Below are 24,527 nucleotides of genomic sequence, written 5' to 3'. Positions count from 1 at the left end.
TATACAATCAATCCATCGCTTTTGCTTATAAATAGCTATCTACATTCTCTGAGTTAATGATTTCGATAGGTAGAAGCACAGTTTCAGGTAACGGTTTTTTAAATAACAAATGTTCGATTACATTTTTTAAGCTTAAGGATGCCTGTGTTTTTGGTGCCTGATGGATTAAAAAATCAATTCTCCCTTCTTTCAAACAAACTACATTTTCTTTTAAAAGATCGTAACCTATGAGCTTTGTTTTTAGACCTATTTCATGAACGGCCATCGCCACAGGGTGTATTTTGGAATTGGTCACAAAAAGAATGTCATACACAAGGGAATCCTTCTGTAGGTCTTCTAAGTGATATTTTGATTTACTGGAATCCCAAGTGTGGGTGTAAAGTTGGGATGTGGGACAGTTTTCTTCAAAATAGGCTCTAAATCCTTTTTCCTTCTCCTGCATGTGTAGTGCATTATTAAAGGATTCATCTAAATGTAAAATTCCAACATTGGCTTCGGAAGGCAGATGGTCGCAAGCTAATTTGGCTGCTACCCGACCACTTAAAAAGAGGTTCTGACCAATAAATTGATGTACCCCACTATTGGAGGGACTATTAAAGGTAGAGGTTAAGGTATTAGTGTTCTTTAGTCTTTCCATTAAAAGCATACTTTCTTTTTCAAAAAGAGGTACGAACAATAATGAATCAGGTTTTTTGTCTAGAATGGTTTCGCCTGCCTTTTTAAACGAGTTTACATTTACAGGGTCAAAGTAAGATAGCTCTATGTCTAGGTCAAAAGCTTTGAACTCATCTTTAATTTCATGAATGCCATGTTCACAAGGCACCCAATAGGGGTCAATGCTGGGGTCTGGCAATAAAATTTTTATTTGGTGAACTTTATTGTTCTTAAGGGATTGTGCAACAGGGTTGGGCACATAATGTAATTCCTTTATAGCCGCTTTAACTCTTTCTTCGGATTCCGCAGAAACCCTACCACGATTGTGTATAACCCTATCTACTGTACCAATGGAAACGCCTGCAAGTTTCGCGATATCCTTTAAGACATATTTTTTCTTCATGGGAGGGTCAAAGATAAAATATTTTTCATTTTGTGTTAACCTTAACGCAATTTTTATGTGTACGTACACAAAATTTTATATATTGCAGCACCAAACATTATTTAATACCAAAAATTAGTTATTAGTTTAACCGAATCCAAACCAAGCTAACCTTTATTAATGAAAAGGACATTTACCATTTTTTGTCTGGCCATACTGTGCGCCTGTACCAACAAGTACAAAGAAATTGAGAACAAAACGGAGGATTATGCCCTAGTACCAAAGCCTGTAGAACTAACTACTGCAAAGGGTAGATTCCCAATTGGTTCAGGAATGTCAATTTTTGCATCTCCTGAACTCCAAAAGGAAGCGGAATGGTTTTCTCAAGGCATTACCAACCTTGGTGGCAAGCCATTACAAATGACGGAAAGTGCTTCTAATGCGGATATTGTTCTTCAATTGGATGCCAGTATAGCCCATAATGAAGGTTATGGATTAAATGTAAGTTATGACAACGTCCGCGTTACGGGAAAGACCGCCACCGGTGTATTCTATGGATTGCAGACGTTGTTACAGCTTGCTGAAGAAAACGAGGCTTCATCTGAACTTACCGTTCCTGCGGTTACCATTAAAGACCATCCCCGTTTTGCTTACAGGGGGATGATGTTGGATGTGGCCCGCCATTACTTTGATGTTAATTTTGTAAAAAAGTATATTGATCTTATCGCTTTGCATAAAATGAATCGTTTGCATTGGCACCTTACCGAGGATCAAGGATGGCGAATAGAGATTAAAAAGTATCCAAAACTAACGGAATTTGGCGCTTGGAGAAATGGTACTATTGTAGATCATTTTCCGGGAACATCTAATGATAATACCCGTTCTGGTGGCTTTTATACACAGGAACAAGTAAAAGAAATTGTAGCCTATGCGGCGGAAAGACATATTGTTGTGGTCCCAGAAATAGAATTGCCAGGTCATTCTGGTGCAGCCATTGCTTCCTATCCTTATCTAAGTTGTTTTCCAGACGAACCTACATTTGTACCTAATGGGATGATTTCCGACAAATCCAAGGAGCTACAGGCCAACGGTACTCCAAAGATTGTACAGGAGTCTTGGGGTGTTTATGACGATGTTTATTGTGCGGGAAAAGAGGAAACTTTTAAGTTCTTACAAGATGTATTCGATGAGATTATTCCTTTATTTCCTTCGGAATATATCCATATTGGAGGTGATGAATGTCCAAAAAAGAACTGGGAACGTTGCCCACTTTGCCAAAAAAGGATGAAAGAGGAAGGGCTTGCCGATGAACATGAATTACAAAGCTATTTTGTTACTCGTATGGAGCGATATTTAAATAGCAAGGGCAAACAGATTATAGGATGGGATGAAATTCTAGAGGGTGGTCTCGCTCCCAACGCAACAGTAATGTCGTGGAGAGGTGAAGCGGGAGGAATCGAAGCATCGCGTCAAAAGCATGATGTAATCATGACACCCAACAGCTATGTGTATTTTGATTATTACCAAGCCAAAGATACTGAAAATGAACCCTTGGCAATTGGTGGATATCTACCTTTGAGCCATGTTTATTCTTACGAACCTCTTTCAAATGAGTTAACGCAAGAGGAGCAAAAGTATATTTTAGGGGCTCAAGCTAATCTCTGGACGGAATACATTGCTACTCCCGATTATGCAGAATATATGACATTACCTAGAATGACTGCTTTGTCCGAGGTTGTATGGTCTCCCAAGGAACACAAGAATTGGGATGATTTTAAAACCCGACTGCCATTTATGATAGAAATGTTGCAGGACAAAGGTTACAATGTGAGTACGGAACATATAAACGAACCACCTAAAAAGTAATAGCGCGTAAAGTTATAGTAGGGCCGGAGAGGTCTTAGGGATATAAGATTTTGAGTTGATAATTGTTAGTTTTTAAATGAAAAGCTATCCAGTAATGGGTAGCTTTTTTTGCCGCAATAACTCCAATAAAAACACTTATCAATTGCCATATATGCAGCTGGAAACGAAGGATATGTCCCAAGTGATGGACATTCAATCCTCAATTGGAATCCTAAAAAATTGATTTTATTTTTTTCTATTAATGTCTACCTAAAATGCATGCGCTTTAGTTGAATGGGAAACGATAAAACGGTAGTAGCTAGGATCTATTTTTTATTTCCATTAATAAAGGACCAAACAACCGTAATTAGAACTACCACCACGGCGGCAAATATTCCTATCATCCAAATCCCGTTTTCCCAAGAAACAAGAGGCAAAAGACGCAACGTATTCATATTATAATAATTTATAGTACGAATTTAGGGGTTGGTAGGTAGACAAAAGATGATTTTTGTCAGTATTACGGAATAAAAAGACTATCCTGCGCACATTTTTTATCATATGACTTGCTTTTTGCGAATAGCTAACATCTTTGAACTTATTGCAAAGACATTTTTAGAAACCATTCTTGAAAAACTGGTAACTAAAAAGGCGGTACCAAGTCCCGCCTAAAACAACAAAACCAACCTTACTTATACATCTTTTCCCTTTAACATTTTGTTCCAGTACAAATAAGGCAAACCAAATTTCTTTAACATCCATAAACGCCAGTGCTCTTTCGCACTGTTAAAAACGAGCATTTGTTTTAATTTAGGGTCGGGCGTAAAGTTGTTGTCGTAGTCAAATTCTGCCAAGGTCATTTTTCCATACCCGGTTACTAGGGGACAACTAGAATATCCATTGTAAGAAGTATTAGTAGCTTCTTTGTGATTGATTAATCTTAGGATATTATCTACGACTACCGGTACTTGTTTTCTGATTGCTGCACCCGTTTTCGCAGTCGGAAGGCCGGCAACATCACCTAATCCAAAAATGTTTGCATAATTATGATGCTGTAATGAATGATGGTCTACGTTCAGCCACCCAGCTTCATTAACTAAATTGGAGTTCCTTACGAACTTTGGGGCCGCTTGGGGAGGCGCTATATGGAGCATATCAAAAGGCATTTCAATAACGGTATCCCCAGTCATTTGTTCTCCCAGTGAATTGTCTTCTGTAATTACACACTGATTTTCTTCTGGAGCTGTATTTCTGAAATAAACGATTTTCTTGTCGGCATCAATTTTAAAAGGAGCGTAGAATGGTTTAAAGTGAATACCATAACGCTGTATGACCTTCATTAAGGTTTCCCTAATAGGTTTGACACCAAAAATTACGGTGCCTGGCGTAGCAAACACTACATTGGTTTTATTAGAGATTCCTTTCTTTCTAAAATAGTCTGCCGCTAGATAGGCAATTTTTTGAGGAGCTCCCCCACATTTTATTGGGGTGGTAGGCTGCGTGAAGATGGCGTTACCGCCCTTGAAGTTCTTTATAACCTCCCAAGTGTATTTAGGGTCTGTATAATTACTACAAACAATACCTTTTTGCATTGCTTCCGGTAAACCTTCAATCATAGATGGTTCCATCACCAAACCAGGTGCTACCACTAAATATTCATAGGTGATATTTCCCGATGATTTCGTGACAACACTATTCTCAATGGCATTGAAAGAAGTTGCAAAATCTTTTATCCAAGTAACCCCAGACGGCATTACTTCTTTCATTGGTTTGGCCGTTTTTTCAAAATTATAGGTTCCAGCACCCACCAATGTCCATGCAGGTTGGTAATAGTGTGTTTCAGCGGGTTCTATAATAGCGATGTCGAGTTTCCTATTTTTTCGCAATAGACTTGCTGCGGTCATAATTCCCGCGGTTCCCCCGCCGATAATGACAATTTGATAATTTGATTTCATAAGGTTTAAATTTTGTTGACTTAATAAATTTAACCTATGAAAATTGCCTATATAGTAACTTTAGTTACATAAGGCTAAAAGAAATTATTTTGATGCTATTTCGTTTTACATGTCTTAATTCCAAATATATTGTAGAGAGGACATATATTTACCAAACTCGTTAGCACGAAAATTGCCGCCAGTGCCAAAAGAATGTATCCGAGGACACCGCTAATTTCTCCTCGCCAAAAAAGGGTGACAATTATAATAGCAGCAATAATTCTGATTATGCGGTCTGCTCCGCCCATATTCCTTTTCATGTGAGTTGGTTTTAAATTAAAAGAAATATTTTAATGACTTTTTATTATTTGAGTTAAGCTATTGGCATCCATAACTCCAGATTGCCTCCATTTTATCTCACCGTTTTTAAAAAGTATAAGCGTAGGTACACCACGCACTTGATATTTGGCAGCCATTTGCTGATTTTTATCTACGTCTATTTTAACAATGGTAACATCCTCACCTAATTGGTCTTTCACTTCTTTAAGGATGGGAGGCATCATTTTGCACGGGCCGCACCACTCAGCAAAAAAATCTACCAATAAGGGTTTTTCGCTGTTCATCAATTCTGAAAATTTACTCATTCATTTTTTACTTAAATGTTATACTCCAAATACCTCTAACTTCGTTAGGGCCATACCCAATTGCCTTGTCATCTGGATATAATCCTTCTAATTTACTTAAAGTTGCAGGAGCTATCTCCTCGTTCGGGGTGCCGTGGCATTGCAGACACATGGCGTTTGTAATGATGGGGTAGTAAAATTTGTTTTTATTACCTTCTGAGATAACCACAGGGTCCACTTCTTTTTCCTGTTCTAAACGTTTTTTGAAATGTTCAATTTGTGCCAGCTCAACTGAATTGGCCTTGTTTTTAATATTACGTGGGCGATCACTAACTCTTTTAATAATTGCCCCATGCTTTTTGGCGATACTATCGGTTAGCGGAATCGCTTTTACATTACAAAAATCCAGAGCACCTAAAACGCCCTTCTTTTGTATAGCGCCCACTAGATTTTTTCCCAATAGCTTTTGGGTTTCAAGAGCATATTCTTTCCCAATTTTGGAAGCGTTTGCACTTGTTTCCAAAAGTACTTCGCTATCTTCATTTTCACTTTTTATAGTCTCATTTTTAGCTTGTTCCTTACAGCCAAAGATGACCAAGAACAAACTAAAAAATAAATAGTAATTGTAAGTTTTCATTGGTCTCATATTTAACTAGCTTATTTTACCAGATGCACAGCTAATAAAAGATTTGGTTTTATCTACCATCGAATTGCGATCTGTAATGCTTGGATATCCCAAACTTTTTAAAATTCTTTTTGCCTCTAAGGCGCTTTCCATATCGTTATAATTAAAAGAAACCTTGGAGGGCTCAATTTCCACCTCAATATCACTAAGACTTTTTAATTTTTCGAGATGTGTATATATGGTTTTAGCACAGCCTCCACACTTTAAGTTTTGTATAATGATGCTTGTCTTCATAATGTAGTATTATTTGATTACTAGGTCCAATGCATGAAACCGCCCTTAAGGTCATAGATTTTTTCGAACCCTGCGTCAACTAGTACTCTTGCTGCTTTCTGGCTTCTATTGCCGGAACGGCAGTAGAGATAAATGGGTTGTGTTTTATCTAGCTTTTCAATTTCTTCTCGAAACCTCGATTGATTAAAATAGTCAAGATTCCTAGCATTGGCAATGTGGCCATCTAAAAACTCTCTGGGTGTTCTAACATCAATTAATTGTATATTTTTTTCCTTAAGATGTGCTTTGAAGGTAGGTACATCAAGAATATTGATTTTGTCCGAATACTGGGACGAAAAATTGAAAAGGGAACTGAATAGGGCCATGATACGGAATTTTGAGTTCTATCAAATTTACTTCTAATGGATAGGAAGATTGGTAACCTGTGTTACATAAGCCAAAAGCCATTGAAAATAAAAAGTCCCTTTTGTAGTATAAGGGACTTTTCAATCATAAATCAAATGAGATTAAAGCATTGTTGTAGGGCAAACGTAATCCGATTTTGCTACCGAAGTATTTTCCGCAACTTCTTTAAAACCACCTGCGATATCCACAAAATCATCCCAGCCCCTTTGTTTTAGAATAGATGCGGCAATCATACTTCTATAGCCACCAGCACAGTGTATAATAAATGGCTTGTCCTTTGGAATTTCAGCCAAATGTTGGTTGATTTCATTTAATGGAATATTCAAGGCCCCAATGATGTGTTCCGAATCAAATTCGCTTTTCTTTCTCACGTCTATAACCAATGGCTTTTCCTCGTTGTAAGCTTTTTCAAACTCCTTTGGACCAATACGTTGAACAGTCTCATATTCTTTTCCGGAGTTTTTCCAAGATGCAAATCCGCCCTTCAAGAAACCAATGGCATTGTCATATCCTACTCTAGATAACCGGGTAATGGCCTCTTCTTCTTTATCAGGATAGGTTACTAAAAGAATCTCTTGTTTTACACTAGGAATCATTTCACCCACCCATTGGGCAAAACTTCCTTCCAATCCAATATTAATACTGTTGGGAATAAAGCCTTTTGCGAAATCTGCAGCATCCCTTGTATCCAATACCAAGGCAGCGGTTTCGTTAGCGGCAGCTTCAAAGGCTACTGGGTCTAAAGCTTGGGTAGCCCGGTCCATAACACTGTCCAAACTCTCGTAACCTTTAATGTTCATAAGAACATTCTGGGGAAAATAACCGGGAGGAGTTGTAAGACCCTCTAAAAGTGCTTCAATAAATTCTGCTTTGGTCATCTCTTGCAAAGCATAGTTCACCTTTTTCTGATTGCCCAGGGTATCGGTTGTTTCTTTACTCATCATTTTACCACAGGCAGAACCCGCGCCATGGTTGGGGTATACAATTAAATCATCGCTTAAGGGTAAAATTCTATTTCTCAGGGAGTCATATAAATGGCCAGCCAATTTTTCCTCGGTCAAATCTGAAACTACATGCTGCGCAAGATCAGGCCTTCCCACATCACCTATAAATAAGGTGTCTCCGGTAATTATACCATGCTCTTTTCCTTCCTCATCAATAAGCATATAGGTGGTACTCTCCATTGTATGGCCAGGAGTATGTATGACTTTTACTTTGTAAGAACCTACATTAAAAACCTGATTGTCTTCGGCAACAATAGCTTCATAATTTGGTTTTGCGTTTGGGCCGAAAACAATTTTTGAGCCTGCCTTTTTCTGTAAATCCAAATGTCCACTAACAAAGTCGGCATGAAAATGGGTCTCAAAGACATATTTAATTTTGGCATTGTCTTTTTTGGCTCTTTCCAAATAGGGCTCCACTTCCCTTAACGGGTCAAAGACTGCCGCTTCGCCATTATTTTCAATATAGTAAGCCGCATGGGCCAAACAACCGGTATAAATTTGTTCTACTTTCATGGTGCATGTTTTAAATGATTATGATATAAAGTTAGAGCCAATTGTTAGGAACTTAAGTGACCAATGTTACATACCTAATTATTTTACCTGGAGTGAAATTTTATCTTGTATTTTGGACTTAGGTGTTTGATTTAAAGCAAAGTGATAAGCATCTATGGTATTTACAAAAAAGTGCTCTTTACCTATCATTTCCAATAATCCGGATTTTTGAATGATATCCCTGGTAGGTCCTATGACGTTGGAGAACATTACTTTGATTCCCTGCTCTTTTAACTCCTCGATTAAATTTTCGAGCATGAAAACGGCACTACTATCAATATAGTTAATAGGTTCCGCTTTAATGATGATTGCCTCCGGTTTTATAGGGTTCTTATTAATGGTCTTTAAGAGCTGGCGTTTAAAATAATCCTTGTTTCCAAAGTAAAGTTGCGAATCAAACCTTATAATTACTACTTTTTCGTTTTGTTCTACCTCGTCCGTAAACCTTGAGACATTTTTGAAGTAATCGGTGTTCTTAATTTTTCCTAAAACTGCCATATGAGGTTTACTGGTTCTGTAGACCAATAGTAATAGGGAAATAAGGACTCCCAAGAGAATACCTTCTTTTATTCCAACTAATAAGGTAATTAAAAAGGTAATCAGCAATAAGAAAAATTCGTCCTTGCGATGTTCATAGAGCTTTAATGGATATTTTAAGTCAATAAGACTAAAAACGGCTACCATAATGATGGCGCCTAAAATAGCGTTTGGCAGAAAATAGAAAATTGGGGTGAGGAACAAAAGCGTAAGACCTACTATAAATGCACTGATCAACGCAGCCACACCCGTTTGCGCTCCTGATTGGTCATTTACCGCAGTTCTTGAAAGCCCTCCGGTAGTTGGGTAGGACTGAAAAAGGGAACCAATGATGTTTGCCGTGCCCAGGGCTACTAATTCTTGGTTGGCATCTATTTCATATTCTTTGTGATTGACTTCAATGGCTTTCGCTACTGAAATAGCCTCCATAAATGCAATCAAAGATAAGGTAAGGGCCATGGGTAGTAAGTCGCCTATTCGGGAAAAGTCCATGGTAGGAAGTACAAAAGTAGGTAAGCCATCAGGGATTTCTTCTACAATTTTAACCCCAAAATCATCAAGTTTAAAAAGATAAACCGAAGCAATGCCCAAGGATACCACTATTAGAGCGGCGGGAATCTTTTTATTTACTTTCTTCAGTATTTTTAATATTATGATTGCTACTACGCCAATTCCCACAGTATACCAATTAATTTGGTCAAATAGGTTCGTAATATGTTGTATATAGCCATGGACCTCGTTGTTTCTTTCCAAATTAGTTCCCAACAAATGTTTTAGTTGGCTAAAACCTATAATTAAGGCAGCAGCGGATGTGAACCCACTGATAACCGGTTTGGATAAAAAATTGACCAAAAACCCCATTTTTAATATCCCTAAGAATAATTGTATCATCCCCATAAAGAGGGCTAAAAAGATGGCCATGGCAATATACTCTTCTATACCTGAAAGCGCCAAAGCGCCAAGACCAGAGGCAACAAGCAATGAATCCATCGCCACGGGGCCAACGGCCAATTGTCTTGAAGTTCCCATTAACGCATAAATTATCTGCGGTAGTAAAGAGGCGTACAAACCAAATACGGGGGGCAAACCGGCAATCATGGCATAGGCCATTCCTTGGGGTACGAGCATAATACCAACAGTTACTCCCGCGGAAATATCTCCGGACAAGTATTTTTTTTGATAGGAAGGAAGCCAATCTAGTATGGGGAAATACTTTTTTAACATACGATGGGACTTGATTATTAGATTGCCACTAATTGGTTTTGGTGCTACTGCTTTTATTTCTTAAGGCATCTACTTTACTATGCAACGAATGAAATAAAGAAGAGGCCATTTCTTTGCCTTTAAGAATTTTGGTCGCGTACTTGTTGTGCTACGGAGTCATCATATTTCATGAATATATTGGCCCAAATAGCTTTAGAAACTGCACCAATCCAAGGCATGGACAGTAGTAAAACACCCACCATTAAGCCAAATAATTGGGCAAGGCTAAGATTTAATTTAAAGAGAACGGTCAATACATAAACTGCCACTGCCACGGCAATACCAACCCCATAGGAAACATACATAGACCCGTAATAGAAACTTGGCTCAATTTTATATTTAAGTCCGCACTTAGGGCATTCGTCCTTAACCTGATTAAAACTCGATAAATTATAAGGATGGGATTCTAAAAATTTCCCTTGGTGGCATCTTGGGCATTTCAATCCTAAAATGCTATGAAGCTTATTCCCTTTATTAAACATATACTTGGTTTTATAGAGTATAAAGGTACTGCAGTGCTTCTTCGTGTTAGGTAACTTGGGTTACATACGGAATATTCTGGTTTGGTAACCGTCAATCTTTTATTCATTAGGGATATTACACCATTAGGCTAGTTACTAGATTGCGTGCTCAAACAATAAGTAATCTTAAAACACAGAAAATGAAAAAGTATACCGTAATTCTTGCTATAGCTTCCATAGGATTAATTTCTTCCTGTGGTTCTACTAAAGCTACTAGCAGTACAAAGGAAACAACCACAGCTTCGGCGAATAGTGAGGCCCAAGCAACACAAGAAACATCAAGTGCTATGCAAACTGAGGAAAATGCTTCGGTTGAAAAAACAACGGAGCAAACTTCCAACGCCATGCAAACTACTAATGGTACAACAGGAGGTAACACTAACATAAATACCGGAAGCTCCACTGCTAGTATGACTGATTCTTTTGATTATAACGCCCTATATAGTGCATTGAACATGACAAACGATCAGATATCAACTTTGGAAAGTGCCTTGAAGCAGTTTGAGACCAAAAAAAGAAATAGTGCCAATGGCGATATGTTAGGGACTATAGAAGATGAAAGGGAAAGACAGTTGGAAAATATTCTATTGGAGAGCCAGTGGGATCAATACGAAGACTGGAAGGACAATCAGTAATTTTTTATCACTTTTAATAAATTAAGGGAAGGGCGCTAGCCCTTCTTTTTTTGCTTTAAAAGTAAGAATGCATTTGGTCGATAAAGTGCTAATTTTTAGGTTGATTGCACTTTAGATGGTCCTGTTTTTCAATGTTTTAAATTACCGTTCGTCGATCGTACTCATTCATCTAACCACAGTAACCCCTACTTTAACCTGTTTTGCCATCCTTCATATATATCTGGGTATAAATTAGCGACAAATTAACATTTAAACCTTGCTCAATGGTACCCAATTCAATTATTACAGAATATGAACATACACTAGGACGTGATCCTCGTAGAATGTCACCTCAAGAAATGGCAAAGTGTCAGAGAGGAGATTTCTTTGACATTGCCCACACACCTTTTTTAATATTGGATGAAAACCTTATGGTTGTGGACATCAACCAAATTGGCTTGATTTTATTACAGGCCAAAAGAGAAGATGTGGTTGGTAAAAATACATTCAAGGTATTTCCAACTCGTCACGAGGAAGCTCGTGAATCCGCTTACAGAAAAGTTTTGGAAACCGGAGTTCCTATAAACATAGATGGTCTTAGGATAAAAACTAAAACTAAGACCTATACAGTTACCTTAAGGGTTTTTAGGCTTGAGGAAGGTCTAGGTATAGCGGCCCAAGATACCACGGAACTGTTTAAAACTATTGAAGACCTTAGAAAGACCGAAAAGGAACTAAAGAAAGCGAATAAGAATATTTCCATTAGAAATGAGGAACTAGAAGAGTTTTCCTATGTGGCCGCTCATGATTTAAAGGCACCCATGACCAATTTTGGAGCCTTGTTACACTTACTTAAAGAGGATGAAAAATTGAATTTGGAAGGGCACCCCATCTTTCAGAAGTTAGAGGAGGTATCGGGTCTCATGAACAGACGATTGAATGCTCTTAACCAAGTAATCTCACTAAAATCCAACTTGGGAAAGCAACCGGAAGAATTGTGTTTTTATAAAACATTGGAGGAAATTAAAAGTGAATTGTCAATTTCCATTTCAAAGAGTAATTGTCTTATTCTTTTCGATTTTGAAAAATGTCCCACAATCTTTATAGACAGGTTGCAGCTGCACAGTATTCTTCAGAATATGATTATGAACGCCATAAAGTACAGGCACCCAGATAGGAATCCAATAATAAAGATTACTACCAAGATAAAAAAGGGTAAAGTACTTCTTACGGTAAAGGACAATGGTATAGGTTTTAAAGATGATTTTGGTACGGATAAGGTTTTCGGGCTCTTTAAAAGAATGCATACGCATGTTGAAGGCCAAGGGGTGGGCTTATATATCGTAAAATCAATTGCCCAATCCAGAGGAGGAAAGGTTAAAGTGAAAACCCAGCTTAATAAAGGAACAGAATTTAAAATTTATCTATAATGGAAAATATAGTCCCAACTGTAAACGATAAAAATATGAGCATTTTATTGGTAGAAGATGATGAGGTAACGCTATTCTTGGCCAAATTACTAATGAACAAGATAGGTTACATAAATGTAGATACATGTCTTAACGGATTAGAGGCAAGTAACTATTTAAAGAATCATACACCATCACTTATCTTTCTGGATTTAAATATGCCAATTATGGATGGTTTTGAATTACTGGAAGAGATGAAAACCAAGGATCTTTGTCCTACAACAAAAGTGGTTATCTTAACATCTTCCTCCAGACCGGATGACCGATTAAGGGCGGTTGAATTTGCCCATGTCGTCGAATTTTTAGAAAAGCCGCTTTCCAAAGAGAAGTTGGAAGATTTAATGGCTGTATTAAATACTACAAATGCAGCTTAAATTTTAGGTAAAATGATTATAAAACATAAACCAAATAAAACCGACCTAGAGCAAGGTTAATTCACATTTATTTTGGATATGCTATGGCACATCATTTTACTGCATTGGAGCCCATGTGACAACATGGGCTTTTTTAATTCGTTTTCCTGTCACCTGAAATATAAGAGCATACAGCGGGCTTATTTCACGTAATTACCTAATTAATATAGTTAATGCCCTAGCTAATAAATCCAAACCCTAATTATGACTACGCTCCATTGACATTGAATCTTTGTAAATAAATCAATAATTGTTCATTGGAACGTGCCTTTTGGCAATTATGATTCCATTAACAGGGAGTAGAAACCTAAAATGACTAAGTTTGTGGCCGTATGGGAAAGTTTTTGAAAATAGCTGGTTTTGTAGTCCTTACCTGTGTGGTACTGATTAAAATTTCGGCTTTTCATGTTTTTGCCCATGAGGAGGATACTGCTTCCGTAGAAAATTGTTCTTGGTGTATTCAAGCGGTTGAATATCAATTGGCCGAATGTACGATTACGGACTTCGAAGGTTTTGTGAATATTCCCATTTTACAAATTTTCAATAAACCGAATTTAAAGCAGGCAGACCTTTATCCACGCTTTTCCTCCAAAGCCCGATTATTCCTAAGGCCCCCTCCTGTTTCTTTCATCTACAGATAGTTCCTTTTTTTCTCTATTGAACCCTGTAATGGGTAAAATGATTTCTCTATTCATGTATTTGAAGACCCTATTTACAATCATCTTGTCTGGGTTTGCTCCCTTGATGATGACTGCACAAGATTGTTCCTATTCGCTGAGCGGTACCGTTATGGATTACCATAGCAAAGATGCGCTTGTTGGCGCTACCGTATCCGTAATTGGCAGTAAAAAGGCCGTTCTTTCTAACTTGGATGGGTCTTATAGACTCAACGGATTATGCGCCGGATATATAGAATTGGAAGTTTTTCATCCAGAATGTCCCACCCTTATCATTCCTTTGAACATTGAAGAAAATCAGGTTTACGACATTAAATTAGAGCATCATTTAGAAGAATTGGATGAAGTTAAAGTGGTAGGAAACAGCATTGCGGACCAAACCAATTCTGCCTTGGAAGAAACCCTTCATTTAAATGAACTGGAAATCTATAGTGCTGGTACCATAGGCGATGCCCTAAAGGAAATAAGTGGCGTTTCCTCGTTAAATACGGGTGCGAATATTGTAAAGCCTACCATTCATGGACTAAATGGGAGCCGTGTTTTAATTTTGAACGATGGGGTTAGAATGCAGGACATGGAATGGGGAGATGAACATGCGCCTAATATAGATGTAAACGCTGCAAGGTCGGTATCCGTTGTTAAGGGTGCGGCAGCCTTACAATATGGCGGAGATGCTATTGGGGGCACCATTGTGGTAGACCCCGGTCGTATTCCCCAGATAGACAGCCTTTATGGGAAAACCATGCTCACTGGATCATACAACGGTAGAGGCGGGAACCTAACATCGGAATTGACAAAATCCTATAACAATGGTTGGTTTGTAAGCGGCCAAGGTTCCTTTAAAAGATTGGGAGACCATGAAACTCCAGATTATGTGTTGAGCAATACCGGGGTAAAAGAGGCCGCAGCTTCGGTGCAGTTGGGCAAACACCTGTTTACATCAGGCTGGGACGTACGCTATTCTTTTTTTAATACGGAACTTGCGGTGCTTAGGGCAAGCCATATTGGGAATGTAGATGATTTGATCAGGGCTATCAATAGTGGTGAGCCCCAGACCATAGAACCATTTACGTATGACCTGGAAAACCCACGTCAAAAGGTAACCCATCATTTGGCCAAATTAAAATATTACAATCGTTTTGAGGGTATCGGAAAATGGACAGCGCAATATGATTTTCAGCGCAACCGGCGTTTTGAATATGACATACGTAGGGGAGAAGCCAATAATCAAGCTTCCATTGACCTATTATTGACCACACATACTTTTTCAACGGATTTTAAATGGGATGCCAAAGAGCAATTTCACCTTCAGTTCGGTATTTTGGGAAGGTATCAGGAAAATTTTCCAAACCCAGAAACGGAGGTTCGCAGGTTGATACCTGATTACCAAAAATGGGATGTAGGCAGCTTCTTACTTGGAGAGTATAGGGTAAATGATGCCTTGTTCTTGGACGTAGGGGTTCGCTATGATTTTACAAATGTAGCAGCGCAAAAGTTTTTCCAAAAGTCCCGTTGGGCAGAGCGTGGCTACGATACGGAATTTCAAGATTTGATTATCAGGGATACCGGAAGCCAATATCTCGTAAATCCTGTTTTTGATTTTCATAATGTAACGGCAACGGTAGGGGGTAAATATACAGTATCCAATAACGGGAATCTTCGTTTTAATTACACCTTGGCTCAAAGGGCGCCCAATCCTTCGGAACTTTTTAGCGATGGTCTCCACCATTCGGCTGCACGTATTGAGTTGGGAGATTTGCGTATGAAAAGTGAAACCTCCCACAAAATTGCCGCCTCTTTGGAGAAAAAATATGCTGGTTGGGGTTGGACGGTGGAACCGTACGCAAACTTTATCAACGACTTTATTTTTTTAGAACCCACCGGTGCCGAGTATACCAATCGCGGAGCATTTCCTGTTTGGGAATACAACCAAACAGATGCCAGGTTACTTGGACTTGATGTGATGGCCTTTTCCAATTGGTCGGACCAATGGTCCACTGAACATCAATTTTCCATTGTAAAGGGTAAGGATAGGGAAGCGGATGCCCCCCTGATTTATATGCCTCCTGCTAATTTTAGGAATAAGCTGGTTTTTAGTAAGCCCTCTTGGAAATCTTTTGAAGCATCGTTGGAAAGTCAATATGTATTTCAACAAAATGAGGTACCTGGTAATATAACTGTCTTTTCGCCCGAGCAACAAGAAGAAGTGGAGGTGGCTATCAACACCGCTCCGGAAACCTACCATTTAATGGCATTTACTTCAAAACTAGAGTTTCCATTTCATAAGGGAACAAAATTGACAACATCACTTTCAGTACATAATTTATTTAATACATCATTTAGGGATTACTTGAACAGACAGCGATACTTCGCGGATGATTTAGGTAGGAATATCACCTTACAATTAAAATTTAACTATTAAAACTAAGTCTATGAAAACAATTAAATTATTATCATTAATGGCTACAGCGGCCTTACTAATTACTTCTTGTTCCGATGATGACGATGCCGGACCGGAGGAAATTAATGAAGAGGAGGTCATTACGACCATGCACGTTACTTTAACTCCTCAGCAAGGAGATACCATTACCTTACAGTCCCAAGACTTGGATGGAGATGGACCGGATGCCCCGGTAATTACCGTTTCAGGAAATTTAGCTGCAAATACTACTTATGAAGGAGAGATTGAATTATTGAATGAGACCGAATCTCCCGCTGAAGATATTACCGAAGAGGTAGAGGAAGAAGGACTTGACCATCAGTTTGTTTTTGTATCTACCGGAAGCATAGCAACGGTGGATTATGATGATGTAGATGCAGGCGGAAACCCAGTAGGACTTGAGTTTATTTTGACTACGGGCGATGCTGGTGATGCAACTTTGGCCATTACCTTGAGGCATGAGCCAACAAAACCAAATGATGGTACATTGAGTGGAGCTGGGGGCGAAACCGACTTTGCACAAACTTTTCCACTTATTGTAGAGTAAAGAAATCTATAGGAATTTGTGAAAAAATGAAGAAGGGGCCGTCAATACGGCCCTTTTTTTAAATACTAAAGAAAGTATCTTATTTAAAATCCGTTACCCGCCCATCGGAAATGGTCCCATTCCAGTTGAGACCAAAGGCAAAGTCATATAAATTACCATTGGCATCTTGATAGGGTTCCATATCAAAAGGAACATCCTCAGCTTGTTTTTCAACTACGCTCATATTTTTAGGCATTTGCATAGGTAAAAGGGCAGATGGTTCATGCTTTCCTGAAATTACCTCGTACAGGGCTTGGTCCTGTGTACCAAAGTGTACCAATATTCCCGAGGCATGCGGTTCTATTTCAGAAAATACGAACGGATTGGTCGTGTTCACGGTTACTATGACAGGCTTGTCTCCCATAACCTTTTTGGTTTCCTCGACCAACTGTGCATCTGTAATGTTAGTGCTAACGATAGATTTGTTCTTATAGCTGCGATTGGTAAAATCTTCCATAGGGTCTCCTCCTGCAATGCTTTCTTCCCTAGCATCTACCGCTTTGTAAGGGCCGTACTGCAAACTAATGGGCAAATAACCATTGTTGCCTTTTTCTACTTCCTCTTTGCTATAACCAATTCCAGAAGATGGATTTTCAATAAAGACCAGGGCAAAATCCGCTTCTTGGGCATTATCGGTTACCTTAAAATATTTCTTTGCCAGCTCTATATTAACGGGGTAATCATTCTTTTCGGGAATAGGCATTCCTAAAAAATTTCTACTGGCCGCTATAAATCTTTTGGGAATGTAAACCGTTGGCTTGTCCTTTAAAGGAAGAACGGCATCGGTATTTTTTAGCATTACTACGGAATTCAATTGTGCCTGAAATCCTTCTTTCATAAATTCCGGTTTGCCCACTATAGTTTTAGATTTTTCAGGATCTACGTATGGATTTTCAAAAAGACCTACCCTGAAAATATTCTTCAAGAGGCGTACGGCAGATTCTTCCATACGGGCTCTCATGGCATCTTCACCCATTTCTGCCACGCCCATTTCATAGGCCTTCAAAATGGGACCGGCATCGTTATTTCCTCCAAATTGGTCAACCCCAACCTTAATTACGCGATAATGTCTTTCAGCTATCGATAAATCCTCAAGGCCCCAAGGTTTGCCATCAATAAAGCTGTCCATTACCTTATGGTCGCCCGTAATACCCCAATCGGTACAAAGAACTCCATCATAACCGTACTTGGTTCTAAGCAGATCTTTTATAATGTATTCATTGTAGGCGTTACCCACATTTTCGCCGTTCTTGGTGTCTTGGTTCCAGGAAATGGTGTAATAGGGCATTACGGCCGAAGCCATCCCAGTACCTCCATCAAGTTTAAAGGCACCTTCAAGAAAAGGAACCATATGTTCATCAAAATTGTTTCCTGGATATACTGCAAATTTACCAATGCCATAATGGGCATCCCTACCGGCTTCTCCAGAACCTCCTCCAGGCCAATGTTTTACCATGGCATTAACACTATGGTAGCCCCAATTATTTGTGATTTCCTGACTCCCCGTTGAGGTTTGGAAACCATCAGTATAAGCCTTGGCCATAGCCGCGGATAATTTGGGGCTTTCACCAAAAGTTCCGCTAAAGCGCATCCACCTCGGTTCTGTAGCGATATCCACTTGTGGGGAAAGCGCAGTGGTGATTCCTAGAGCTCTGTATTCTTGGGAGGCAATTTTACCAAAATTTTCTACTAAGGCAGGATCAAAGGTAGCGGCCATACCCAGAGAACTGGGCCACATGGAAATTTCTCCTCCCGCAGCGGCATCAAATTCCGCCTTTGCTACCGTACCGTGTCTGGGGTCAGAGCTATTATTGGCGGGAATCCCAAGACCTACCCCTTCACAAAAAGCTTGCATGTGATTGTTCCATTTGGCAGCTACTTCTGGACTTTGAACGGTGGTAACCAACACATGGCGCAAATTGTCCTCTTTCAAGAATTTCTTTTGCTGATCGGTCAACAAGGTGGGGTCCGTGACCCCTTCTTCGTAGGGTTTGCCATCATAAGTACCTGCAAAATATCCATCAGGTCTTGCCGGAATTGATTGGTGTGCAGAATAGAGCATAAGTCCTGCAATTTGCTCTATACTCATTTTTGAAGCAAGGTCTTTTGCCCTTTCGGAGGCCGATATCCGCCAGTCTTCATAAATATCTAGCGTGCCATTCTGGTTTAAATCCTTAAAGGCATAGCTATCTATGGTCAATATTTTAACACCAGAATTAGGGTCGTATCCCAAGGTTTCTCCTTCCTGGTTCTTTACCAAATAAAAATTACCCTTGTTCTCTTCCGTAAATTTAGGTCCAGAACATGCACTCATTAGGGTTATGCCGCAAACCAATGCAGATGTAATAAAAAATTTCATAATCACATTTTATTCGAACCCTATTTCCTTTATTCCCTCATGGCTTATTTCAATGGCTTCAAGTGGTTCAAGTCCATCAAAAGTCATGTCTTGTTCTACCATATAATATTCCATGCCAGATTTTTCTTTTTGATCTAATATTCTTTTAAAATTGATTTCTCCCTGACCAACAGGGGCAAACCTACCTTGATCATCCATATCTTTTACGTGCCATATTTTGAACCTCCCGGGATACTTTTCAAAATAGGCGAGCGGGTCCGCTCCGGCTTTGGTTACCCAATAGAGGTCCATCTGAAAGTTGACGTATTTTGGGTCGCTATTTTCCAACAGATAATCAATAGGTACCACTCCATTCTCGTCTTCCATAAACTCAAAGTCATGGTTGTGGTACAAAAGTTGAAGTCCCGCAGCATTCGCTTTTTTACCTAATTCGTTCACCACATCTGATAACTCTTTGGGTGTGGAGGTCATTCCCATGGTACGTGTTTCTGGATCAAATGTAAATGTGCCCATTGGTGGTACGGGAATTACAAAATATTCAAAGCCTGCCGCTTTTACATCTGCCATCATCTGCTCGGCATTTTCCATGGTTACAGAACCTTGATGGGTACTTACGGGGGTTAGGGATATTTCGGTTAAATAGGCTTTGAAATCTTCGGGCGACATACCATAGAACTTTCCATCTTCATATCCGGCAGCCTCAATATTCTTATATCCTGCATCTGCCACGGCTTTTAAGGTCTCTTTGGCATCCTTGCCCATTTCATTTCTTACCGTATAAAGGGCCAAGCCTCCAAATTGATCTTTGGAAACTTCCTCAACAGTCTCATTGGTAGCGGGTTCATCTGTTTTCTTAGGTTGTTCTTTACAGGAAAAGAGAGCAGCTCCTATAAATAACGCAATAAATTGTTTTCCAATAGTTGTTTTCATGTTGATAGTTTTAGTGTTTGAGATCTGTATTATTGTTTTATTTGAATTTGATATACTCCGGATGTCAATGATAGTCTTACCTCATTTATTTCTGATGTTAGTACTTGTATATTTGGTGATTTGCCCACTTTTTTCTCGTTTACCAAAACTTTTTTTACTGAATCTACTGGCAGTAGTAAAGTTGCTTCGGTATTTGGTGGAACTGTAGCATTATATTCCCATCCTTCATCCAATAAACGCCATTCACTTTTTATCTTGCCGTAAACCGAGTCATAAAAACCCTTTGCCCATGTCATTTCAGCTGTGGGGTCCGGAACAGGTTGTAAAACAAATTTTTTGAATCCTGGATGTTCTGGATTTCGCTGTATGCCCAAAGAATAATTATACATCCATGCGGCCACTGCACCAAAGGAATAATGGTTAAAGGAATTCATACTGTTATTACCGCTAAAGCCATTTTCTACGGTATAGGAATTGAGGCGTTCCCAAATCGTGGTAGCCCCATTTTTAACGGAGTACAACCAAGAAGGGTAGGAGGTTTGCTGTAATAATCGGTAGGCCGTTTCATGTTCTCCATGATTAGAGAGGGCGTGATTAAGCGAAGCGGTTCCTATAAAGCCTGTCATTAAGGAATATTCAGGTCTATTAACTCCCAATTCATCCATGTTTTCCCGTTGTATACTTGCGATCAAATTGTCAACGGCTTTTTCCTTATTTGCTTCGGTCAAGACTTCTAAATGAAGGGGAATAGCATAGGATGCTTGGGTATCTACGTAATCTCCCTTTTTCTTCAACCTGTTATCCGGAAGGGGAGGGCCAAAACGTAAACTTTGATTCCCAAGGTGAAGGGTTTTTCCGTTTTGCTCATCAAAATAAGTGTTGTTCAAGAATTGTTTTCTTTCTTCGTATTGCTTTTCAAACTGTTGGGCTTCCTCCGTTTTTCCCAATAACCGAGCGCTTTTGGAAATTATTTTCAAACCGTATAAATGATAGGCAGCCCACAGGAGAGTATCGTCGTTCTTATAGCCCTCTGGGCTTAACCAATCCCCTAAAGGACCTTCATTTAGAACTCCGGTTTCCGGGTCTATTTTACCATCCAAAAAATGTATGTAGTCTTTCATTGCACCGTAATGCTCTTTTAAAACCTGAAGGTCTCCGTATTGCTGGTACAGTTCCCAAGGGATAACCATACCGGCACTTCCCCAAAGGGTTCCTCCAAATCCACCGCCCACAGGCGCTACATCTGTAAACCTTCCATCTTCCCTTTGTATATCTCTCATGGCCATCAAATGCCTTCTTAAAAAGGGTTCTGCATGGGCTAGAAATGTTGAGGTCTTTGAAAAAACATTGATATCCCCGCTCCAGCCCATACGCTCATTTCTCGCAGGCGTATCGGTGGGTATGGAGAGAAAATTACCGCGGAGGGACCAAGTGATATTTTCCCAAAGTTTATTGACCAGCTCGTTGGAAGTCTTGTATTCCGATGCAAGCTTATCTATGGAACTAATCACCAATCCTTTTACGGAATTCAGGGGGAGGGGAGCATCTATACCGGTTATCTCCAAAAACCGAAAACCATGGAAGGTGAAACGGGGCCGTATAGTTTCCATACCACCTTTTCTAATATAGAGGTCTTGTGTAAGCGCAGCCCGTATGTTTTCTAGCATAACCATACCTACATTTGGCTCGTATTCCTTAAGGTCAGGGTACGTTACTTCACTGTATCTAAGGGTTATGGTGTCTCCCTTAACACCTTGGGGAAGTTCTATTTCTGGAACGCCCACCATGTTCTGACCCATGTCATACACGAATACGCCAGGCCTTATTTCTTTTACACTTTTGGCCGTCAAAGTCTTTACCAAACTTGGATTAGGCCCTATTTGACCATATAATTGCATTTGGTCAAAACTTAGATTGTCTCCTGTAAAGACATTGTTTTCAAGTGGAACTTCCAAGGCTTTTTTCCAGTTGGAGTCATCGTAATTGCTCTGGCTCCAATCAACGATTTTATCTTCCAATCTGGCATCATATACTTCTCCTTGAAAAAAACTACCAATTTTAATAGGCCCCTCGGTAAACAGTTTCCAATCTTGATCGTTCGAACTTATGGTTTGTTGGGTTCCATCTGCATAGCTAATGACCAATTGTGCCAATAGCGAAGAACGGTCTCCAAAAAAGTTCCAATTTTCCCCAACATAGGTAATGTTACCGCTCCACCAGCCTTCACCAAGCCATGCACCTAGGGCGTTTGCCTCTCCTTTTCTAATATGTGGGGTTACGTCATAGGTTTGGTACATATGGGTCTTATTGTATTGGGTGAGACCGGGTGTAAAGTAATCGTTGCTCACTCTTTTCCCATTTAGGTATACCTCATAAATTCCTCTTGAAGTGACATAAAGGCGGGCTTTGGAAATAATTTTATTTTCACTGGAGAATTCGGTTCGCAGCATGGGAGCGGAATTTTGGCTAGGGTCTGCGAGCATTAAAACCGACTCGTTTTTAGTTTTAATGGAGTACCCTTTGTCCGTAGCCGATACGCTCTTATTTTCTTGAAGTATCTTTTTAAAAATACCACCTTCTATTTCTGATTGGGTTATGCCCGTTTCAAATAAGGAATTGGATGGTTTTCTATAATTTTTAATACGGATGTTGGAAAAGGTAGCTTGTTGATTCTTTTTCAAATGGAAACCAATATCCGCAACCATAGGATAGCTTATGTAATCATTTCCGCGACCAACCGGGTTTACATTGAACCCAATTTTGCCCCGAGGAGGAGGTAAATTATCGTCATTTGTTGAAACCAAATTCTTTTCTTCGTTGCCATCTACCCACAATTGAAAGAAACCAAACACACATTCCGAAAAGATGGTATGTTTATCATACTTGTTCTCATTGTTGATAAGGGTCAAGGGTATATCAAAACTTCTAAATGGTTGGTTTTTGGAATCGTCCGGGGCATAACCTACACGATACACATTCATTCTTGCCTTGCCTTCCTCGGTTCCGTCAACTGGAGTTATATCCAGTTCAAACTCCAAATAATTTTGGTCCTTAGGGCTCGCTACTCCTTGAATATTCAAATTTTTGTTCATCAGCCTGCGGTCATTTCCACCCATTAGAAAACTCGCCTTCGTGCTCTTCTTCTCTAACTGTACATCGTATTCAAACCTAAAAACCGACAAATAATGTGAATAGAATACCATGTCTTCATCACCTCCACCAATCCATTGGGCTCCTTGCCAAGCATTTAAACCGCCGTCTAGCATGCCTGTTTCAAACCAAGAGGAATTGGCGCTGCTTTCTCCTTTTTCGTCCCAGACCGTTACCGTAAAGTCGTACTTTGTTCTAGGCTCCAAGTTTTCTCCTTCATAAGCAATACCTACAGACCGGCTATCCGGTACCTTTCCCGAATCCCAAACAAATTTTCCATGTTCGTCCATGACCAGCACCCTGTATGCAGACTGTTGTTGCCCATACACTCCAACTTTAGGAATCATTTGCCAACTGAAATGTGGTTGTTTTACATCCAAGCCAATGGGCGTTGTAATATATTCCGTTTGTAAATGATCTATATTTGATTGCCCTGAAACAAGTAAGCTGGACAGCAGTAGTATACCGTATAGTAGTTTTTTGTAAAACTTCATTTGAGTAATTAAAGTTGATAATCGGTTGGTCAAGTATTTTATTTAAAGCTGTATAGATAGGGAGCCTTATGGGCCCCACCTGTAAATAGTTTTTCGTGTCTCACGAGGATGTCCTTACCAAGCATTTTTCGTTGGAAAGTAGTTCTTCTTAATTTTTCACCTAGGATAATTTCGTAAACAGTTTGAAGCTCTTTCATAGTGAACTTTTGAGGTAAAAGATTCATTCCAATGAGTTTTCTGTCCAAGTTCAGTTTTAGAACCTCCAAAGCTTTTATGGTTATCTCTTTGTGATCCATCATCAAGGTAGGTAAATCATTAATATTATACCAATTTATGGACTTGGAAAGTGCATCCGGTTGCGGATTCACTTCATCAAAATTTATGAGTGCATAGTACGCAATGGACATAAAACGGTCCAACATCCAATGATTACCGGAAATATTAATGCCATTTGCCTCTATTATTTTTTTCATAATATCCGGTCGGGAACGTTTAAGGCTGCCAAAGGTGTAGAACTGTTCCAAAAAAATATGGTCCAGCCCGGTTCTTTCTTTAAGACCTCTTTTCACGGCTGCATCTAAATCCTCTTCTCTTCGTATAAATCCTCCGGGCAGTGCTTTGTAATCTGTATTCTGATATTCCAAGAGTAAAATCTTGAGCTGCTTGCCGTTAAATCCAAAGATGACCAAGTCATAGGCCAAATGGGGTAGATATTCCTTAATTCCTGGTAATGCTTGCGCCAATTATCACTTTTTT

At 39.3% G+C, this 24,527-nt stretch carries 21 protein-coding genes; 7 read left to right on the top strand and 14 right to left on the bottom strand.

Annotation, left to right across the window (positions count from 1 at the left end; genetic code table 11):
- Positions 1 to 25: 25 nt before the first annotated feature.
- Complete coding sequence (locus BIZ36_RS00685) at positions 26 to 1,057, bottom strand: substrate-binding domain-containing protein (RefSeq protein WP_187455927.1); 1,032 nt, start codon at positions 1,055 to 1,057, stop codon at positions 26 to 28.
- 159 nt (positions 1,058 to 1,216) lie between these two features.
- Here BIZ36_RS00685 and BIZ36_RS00680 point away from each other — a divergent pair, with 159 nt between their 5' ends.
- Positions 1,217 to 2,902 (top strand): beta-N-acetylhexosaminidase, encoded by a 1,686-nt coding sequence (locus tag BIZ36_RS00680; RefSeq protein WP_187455926.1) that lies wholly within the window; start codon positions 1,217 to 1,219, stop codon positions 2,900 to 2,902.
- A gap of 671 nt (positions 2,903 to 3,573) precedes the next feature.
- Here the strand turns inward: BIZ36_RS00680 and BIZ36_RS00675 are convergent.
- The 9 genes from BIZ36_RS00675 to BIZ36_RS00635 form a co-directional block, all read right to left on the bottom strand.
- Entirely contained in the window at positions 3,574 to 4,836 is a 1,263-nt protein-coding gene (locus BIZ36_RS00675; RefSeq protein ID WP_187455925.1) for an NAD(P)/FAD-dependent oxidoreductase, read from the bottom strand.
- A 95-nt stretch (positions 4,837 to 4,931) separates the two neighbouring features.
- Positions 4,932 to 5,123, bottom strand: coding sequence for a YgaP family membrane protein (locus BIZ36_RS00670; RefSeq protein WP_353616803.1), 192 nt, complete (start codon positions 5,121 to 5,123; stop codon positions 4,932 to 4,934).
- A gap of 42 nt (positions 5,124 to 5,165) precedes the next feature.
- Entirely contained in the window at positions 5,166 to 5,459 is a 294-nt protein-coding gene (trxA, locus tag BIZ36_RS00665) for a thioredoxin (RefSeq protein WP_187455923.1), read from the bottom strand.
- Between the two features lie 7 nt (positions 5,460 to 5,466).
- Complete coding sequence (locus BIZ36_RS00660) at positions 5,467 to 6,075, bottom strand: Tll0287-like domain-containing protein (protein WP_187455922.1); 609 nt, start codon at positions 6,073 to 6,075, stop codon at positions 5,467 to 5,469.
- 15 nt (positions 6,076 to 6,090) lie between these two features.
- Positions 6,091 to 6,357, bottom strand: a complete 267-nt coding sequence (locus BIZ36_RS00655; RefSeq protein WP_187455921.1) for a heavy-metal-associated domain-containing protein — start codon at positions 6,355 to 6,357, stop codon at positions 6,091 to 6,093.
- A gap of 20 nt (positions 6,358 to 6,377) precedes the next feature.
- Complete coding sequence (locus BIZ36_RS00650; RefSeq protein ID WP_187455920.1) at positions 6,378 to 6,722, bottom strand: rhodanese-like domain-containing protein; 345 nt, start codon at positions 6,720 to 6,722, stop codon at positions 6,378 to 6,380.
- A gap of 141 nt (positions 6,723 to 6,863) precedes the next feature.
- A complete protein-coding gene (locus BIZ36_RS00645; protein ID WP_187455919.1) occupies positions 6,864 to 8,279 on the bottom strand; it encodes an MBL fold metallo-hydrolase in 1,416 nt (471 codons plus the stop codon).
- 78 nt (positions 8,280 to 8,357) lie between these two features.
- Complete coding sequence (locus BIZ36_RS00640) at positions 8,358 to 10,079, bottom strand: SulP family inorganic anion transporter (protein WP_187455918.1); 1,722 nt, start codon at positions 10,077 to 10,079, stop codon at positions 8,358 to 8,360.
- A gap of 119 nt (positions 10,080 to 10,198) precedes the next feature.
- Complete coding sequence (locus BIZ36_RS00635; RefSeq protein WP_187455917.1) at positions 10,199 to 10,600, bottom strand: DUF983 domain-containing protein; 402 nt, start codon at positions 10,598 to 10,600, stop codon at positions 10,199 to 10,201.
- Positions 10,601 to 10,779: 179 nt separating this feature from the next.
- Between BIZ36_RS00635 and BIZ36_RS00630 the strand changes: the two genes are divergently transcribed.
- The 6 genes from BIZ36_RS00630 to BIZ36_RS00605 all read left to right on the top strand — a co-directional run bounded on the left by BIZ36_RS00630 (position 10,780) and on the right by BIZ36_RS00605 (position 16,799).
- Positions 10,780 to 11,274, top strand: a complete 495-nt coding sequence (locus BIZ36_RS00630) for a hypothetical protein (RefSeq protein WP_187455916.1) — start codon at positions 10,780 to 10,782, stop codon at positions 11,272 to 11,274.
- Between the two features lie 263 nt (positions 11,275 to 11,537).
- Complete coding sequence (locus BIZ36_RS00625; protein ID WP_187455915.1) at positions 11,538 to 12,683, top strand: sensor histidine kinase; 1,146 nt, start codon at positions 11,538 to 11,540, stop codon at positions 12,681 to 12,683.
- Complete coding sequence (locus tag BIZ36_RS00620; RefSeq protein ID WP_187455914.1) at positions 12,683 to 13,096, top strand: response regulator; 414 nt, start codon at positions 12,683 to 12,685, stop codon at positions 13,094 to 13,096. Before BIZ36_RS00625 ends, BIZ36_RS00620 begins: the two co-directional genes overlap by 1 nt.
- A 371-nt stretch (positions 13,097 to 13,467) precedes the next feature.
- Positions 13,468 to 13,776 carry a hypothetical protein gene (locus tag BIZ36_RS00615; RefSeq protein WP_187455913.1) on the top strand — a complete coding sequence of 103 codons (309 nt, stop codon included), beginning with the start codon at positions 13,468 to 13,470 and terminating at the stop codon, positions 13,774 to 13,776.
- A 52-nt stretch (positions 13,777 to 13,828) separates the two neighbouring features.
- A complete protein-coding gene (locus BIZ36_RS00610; RefSeq protein ID WP_187455912.1) occupies positions 13,829 to 16,234 on the top strand; it encodes a TonB-dependent receptor in 2,406 nt (801 codons plus the stop codon).
- A 10-nt stretch (positions 16,235 to 16,244) separates the two neighbouring features.
- A complete protein-coding gene (locus tag BIZ36_RS00605; RefSeq protein ID WP_187455911.1) occupies positions 16,245 to 16,799 on the top strand; it encodes a type 1 periplasmic binding fold superfamily protein in 555 nt (184 codons plus the stop codon).
- A gap of 79 nt (positions 16,800 to 16,878) precedes the next feature.
- Here BIZ36_RS00605 and BIZ36_RS00600 read toward each other — a convergent pair whose 3' ends face one another.
- Genes BIZ36_RS00600 through BIZ36_RS00585 form a run of 4 tightly spaced genes read right to left on the bottom strand, consistent with a single transcriptional unit; the run spans position 16,879 to position 24,514 of the window.
- Positions 16,879 to 19,197 (bottom strand): glycoside hydrolase family 3 protein, encoded by a 2,319-nt coding sequence (locus tag BIZ36_RS00600; protein ID WP_187455910.1) that lies wholly within the window; start codon positions 19,195 to 19,197, stop codon positions 16,879 to 16,881.
- A gap of 9 nt (positions 19,198 to 19,206) precedes the next feature.
- Positions 19,207 to 20,127, bottom strand: a complete 921-nt coding sequence (locus tag BIZ36_RS00595; RefSeq protein WP_187455909.1) for a sugar phosphate isomerase/epimerase family protein — start codon at positions 20,125 to 20,127, stop codon at positions 19,207 to 19,209.
- 29 nt (positions 20,128 to 20,156) lie between these two features.
- A complete protein-coding gene (locus tag BIZ36_RS00590; RefSeq protein ID WP_187455908.1) occupies positions 20,157 to 23,771 on the bottom strand; it encodes an alpha-L-rhamnosidase in 3,615 nt (1,204 codons plus the stop codon).
- Between the two features lie 38 nt (positions 23,772 to 23,809).
- Positions 23,810 to 24,514: an NUDIX hydrolase gene (locus tag BIZ36_RS00585; protein WP_187455907.1), complete on the bottom strand. Its 705-nt coding sequence runs from the start codon at positions 24,512 to 24,514 to the stop codon at positions 23,810 to 23,812.
- Between the last annotated feature and the right edge of the window lie 13 nt (positions 24,515 to 24,527).

Source organism: Cytophaga sp. FL35 (genome assembly GCF_014349235.1).
Lineage (GTDB): Bacteria > Bacteroidota > Bacteroidia > Flavobacteriales > Flavobacteriaceae > Euzebyella.
The sequence above is the reverse complement of the archived record's forward strand: the minus strand, read 5'-3'. Positions and strand labels throughout refer to the sequence as shown.

Coding starts and splice junctions, on each gene's coding strand:
- BIZ36_RS00685 (WP_187455927.1), bottom strand. CDS start 1,057: ATGAAGAAAAAATATGTCTTAAAGGATATCGCGAAACTTGCAGGCGTT.
- BIZ36_RS00680 (WP_187455926.1), top strand. CDS start 1,217: ATGAAAAGGACATTTACCATTTTTTGTCTGGCCATACTGTGCGCCTGT.
- BIZ36_RS00675 (WP_187455925.1), bottom strand. CDS start 4,836: ATGAAATCAAATTATCAAATTGTCATTATCGGCGGGGGAACCGCGGGA.
- BIZ36_RS00670 (WP_353616803.1), bottom strand. CDS start 5,123: ATGGGCGGAGCAGACCGCATAATCAGAATTATTGCTGCTATTATAATT.
- trxA (WP_187455923.1), bottom strand. CDS start 5,459: ATGAGTAAATTTTCAGAATTGATGAACAGCGAAAAACCCTTATTGGTA.
- BIZ36_RS00660 (WP_187455922.1), bottom strand. CDS start 6,075: ATGAAAACTTACAATTACTATTTATTTTTTAGTTTGTTCTTGGTCATC.
- BIZ36_RS00655 (WP_187455921.1), bottom strand. CDS start 6,357: ATGAAGACAAGCATCATTATACAAAACTTAAAGTGTGGAGGCTGTGCT.
- BIZ36_RS00650 (WP_187455920.1), bottom strand. CDS start 6,722: ATGGCCCTATTCAGTTCCCTTTTCAATTTTTCGTCCCAGTATTCGGAC.
- BIZ36_RS00645 (WP_187455919.1), bottom strand. CDS start 8,279: ATGAAAGTAGAACAAATTTATACCGGTTGTTTGGCCCATGCGGCTTAC.
- BIZ36_RS00640 (WP_187455918.1), bottom strand. CDS start 10,079: ATGTTAAAAAAGTATTTCCCCATACTAGATTGGCTTCCTTCCTATCAA.
- BIZ36_RS00635 (WP_187455917.1), bottom strand. CDS start 10,600: ATGTTTAATAAAGGGAATAAGCTTCATAGCATTTTAGGATTGAAATGC.
- BIZ36_RS00630 (WP_187455916.1), top strand. CDS start 10,780: ATGAAAAAGTATACCGTAATTCTTGCTATAGCTTCCATAGGATTAATT.
- BIZ36_RS00625 (WP_187455915.1), top strand. CDS start 11,538: ATGGTACCCAATTCAATTATTACAGAATATGAACATACACTAGGACGT.
- BIZ36_RS00620 (WP_187455914.1), top strand. CDS start 12,683: ATGGAAAATATAGTCCCAACTGTAAACGATAAAAATATGAGCATTTTA.
- BIZ36_RS00615 (WP_187455913.1), top strand. CDS start 13,468: ATGGGAAAGTTTTTGAAAATAGCTGGTTTTGTAGTCCTTACCTGTGTG.
- BIZ36_RS00610 (WP_187455912.1), top strand. CDS start 13,829: ATGTATTTGAAGACCCTATTTACAATCATCTTGTCTGGGTTTGCTCCC.
- BIZ36_RS00605 (WP_187455911.1), top strand. CDS start 16,245: ATGAAAACAATTAAATTATTATCATTAATGGCTACAGCGGCCTTACTA.
- BIZ36_RS00600 (WP_187455910.1), bottom strand. CDS start 19,197: ATGAAATTTTTTATTACATCTGCATTGGTTTGCGGCATAACCCTAATG.
- BIZ36_RS00595 (WP_187455909.1), bottom strand. CDS start 20,127: ATGAAAACAACTATTGGAAAACAATTTATTGCGTTATTTATAGGAGCT.
- BIZ36_RS00590 (WP_187455908.1), bottom strand. CDS start 23,771: ATGAAGTTTTACAAAAAACTACTATACGGTATACTACTGCTGTCCAGC.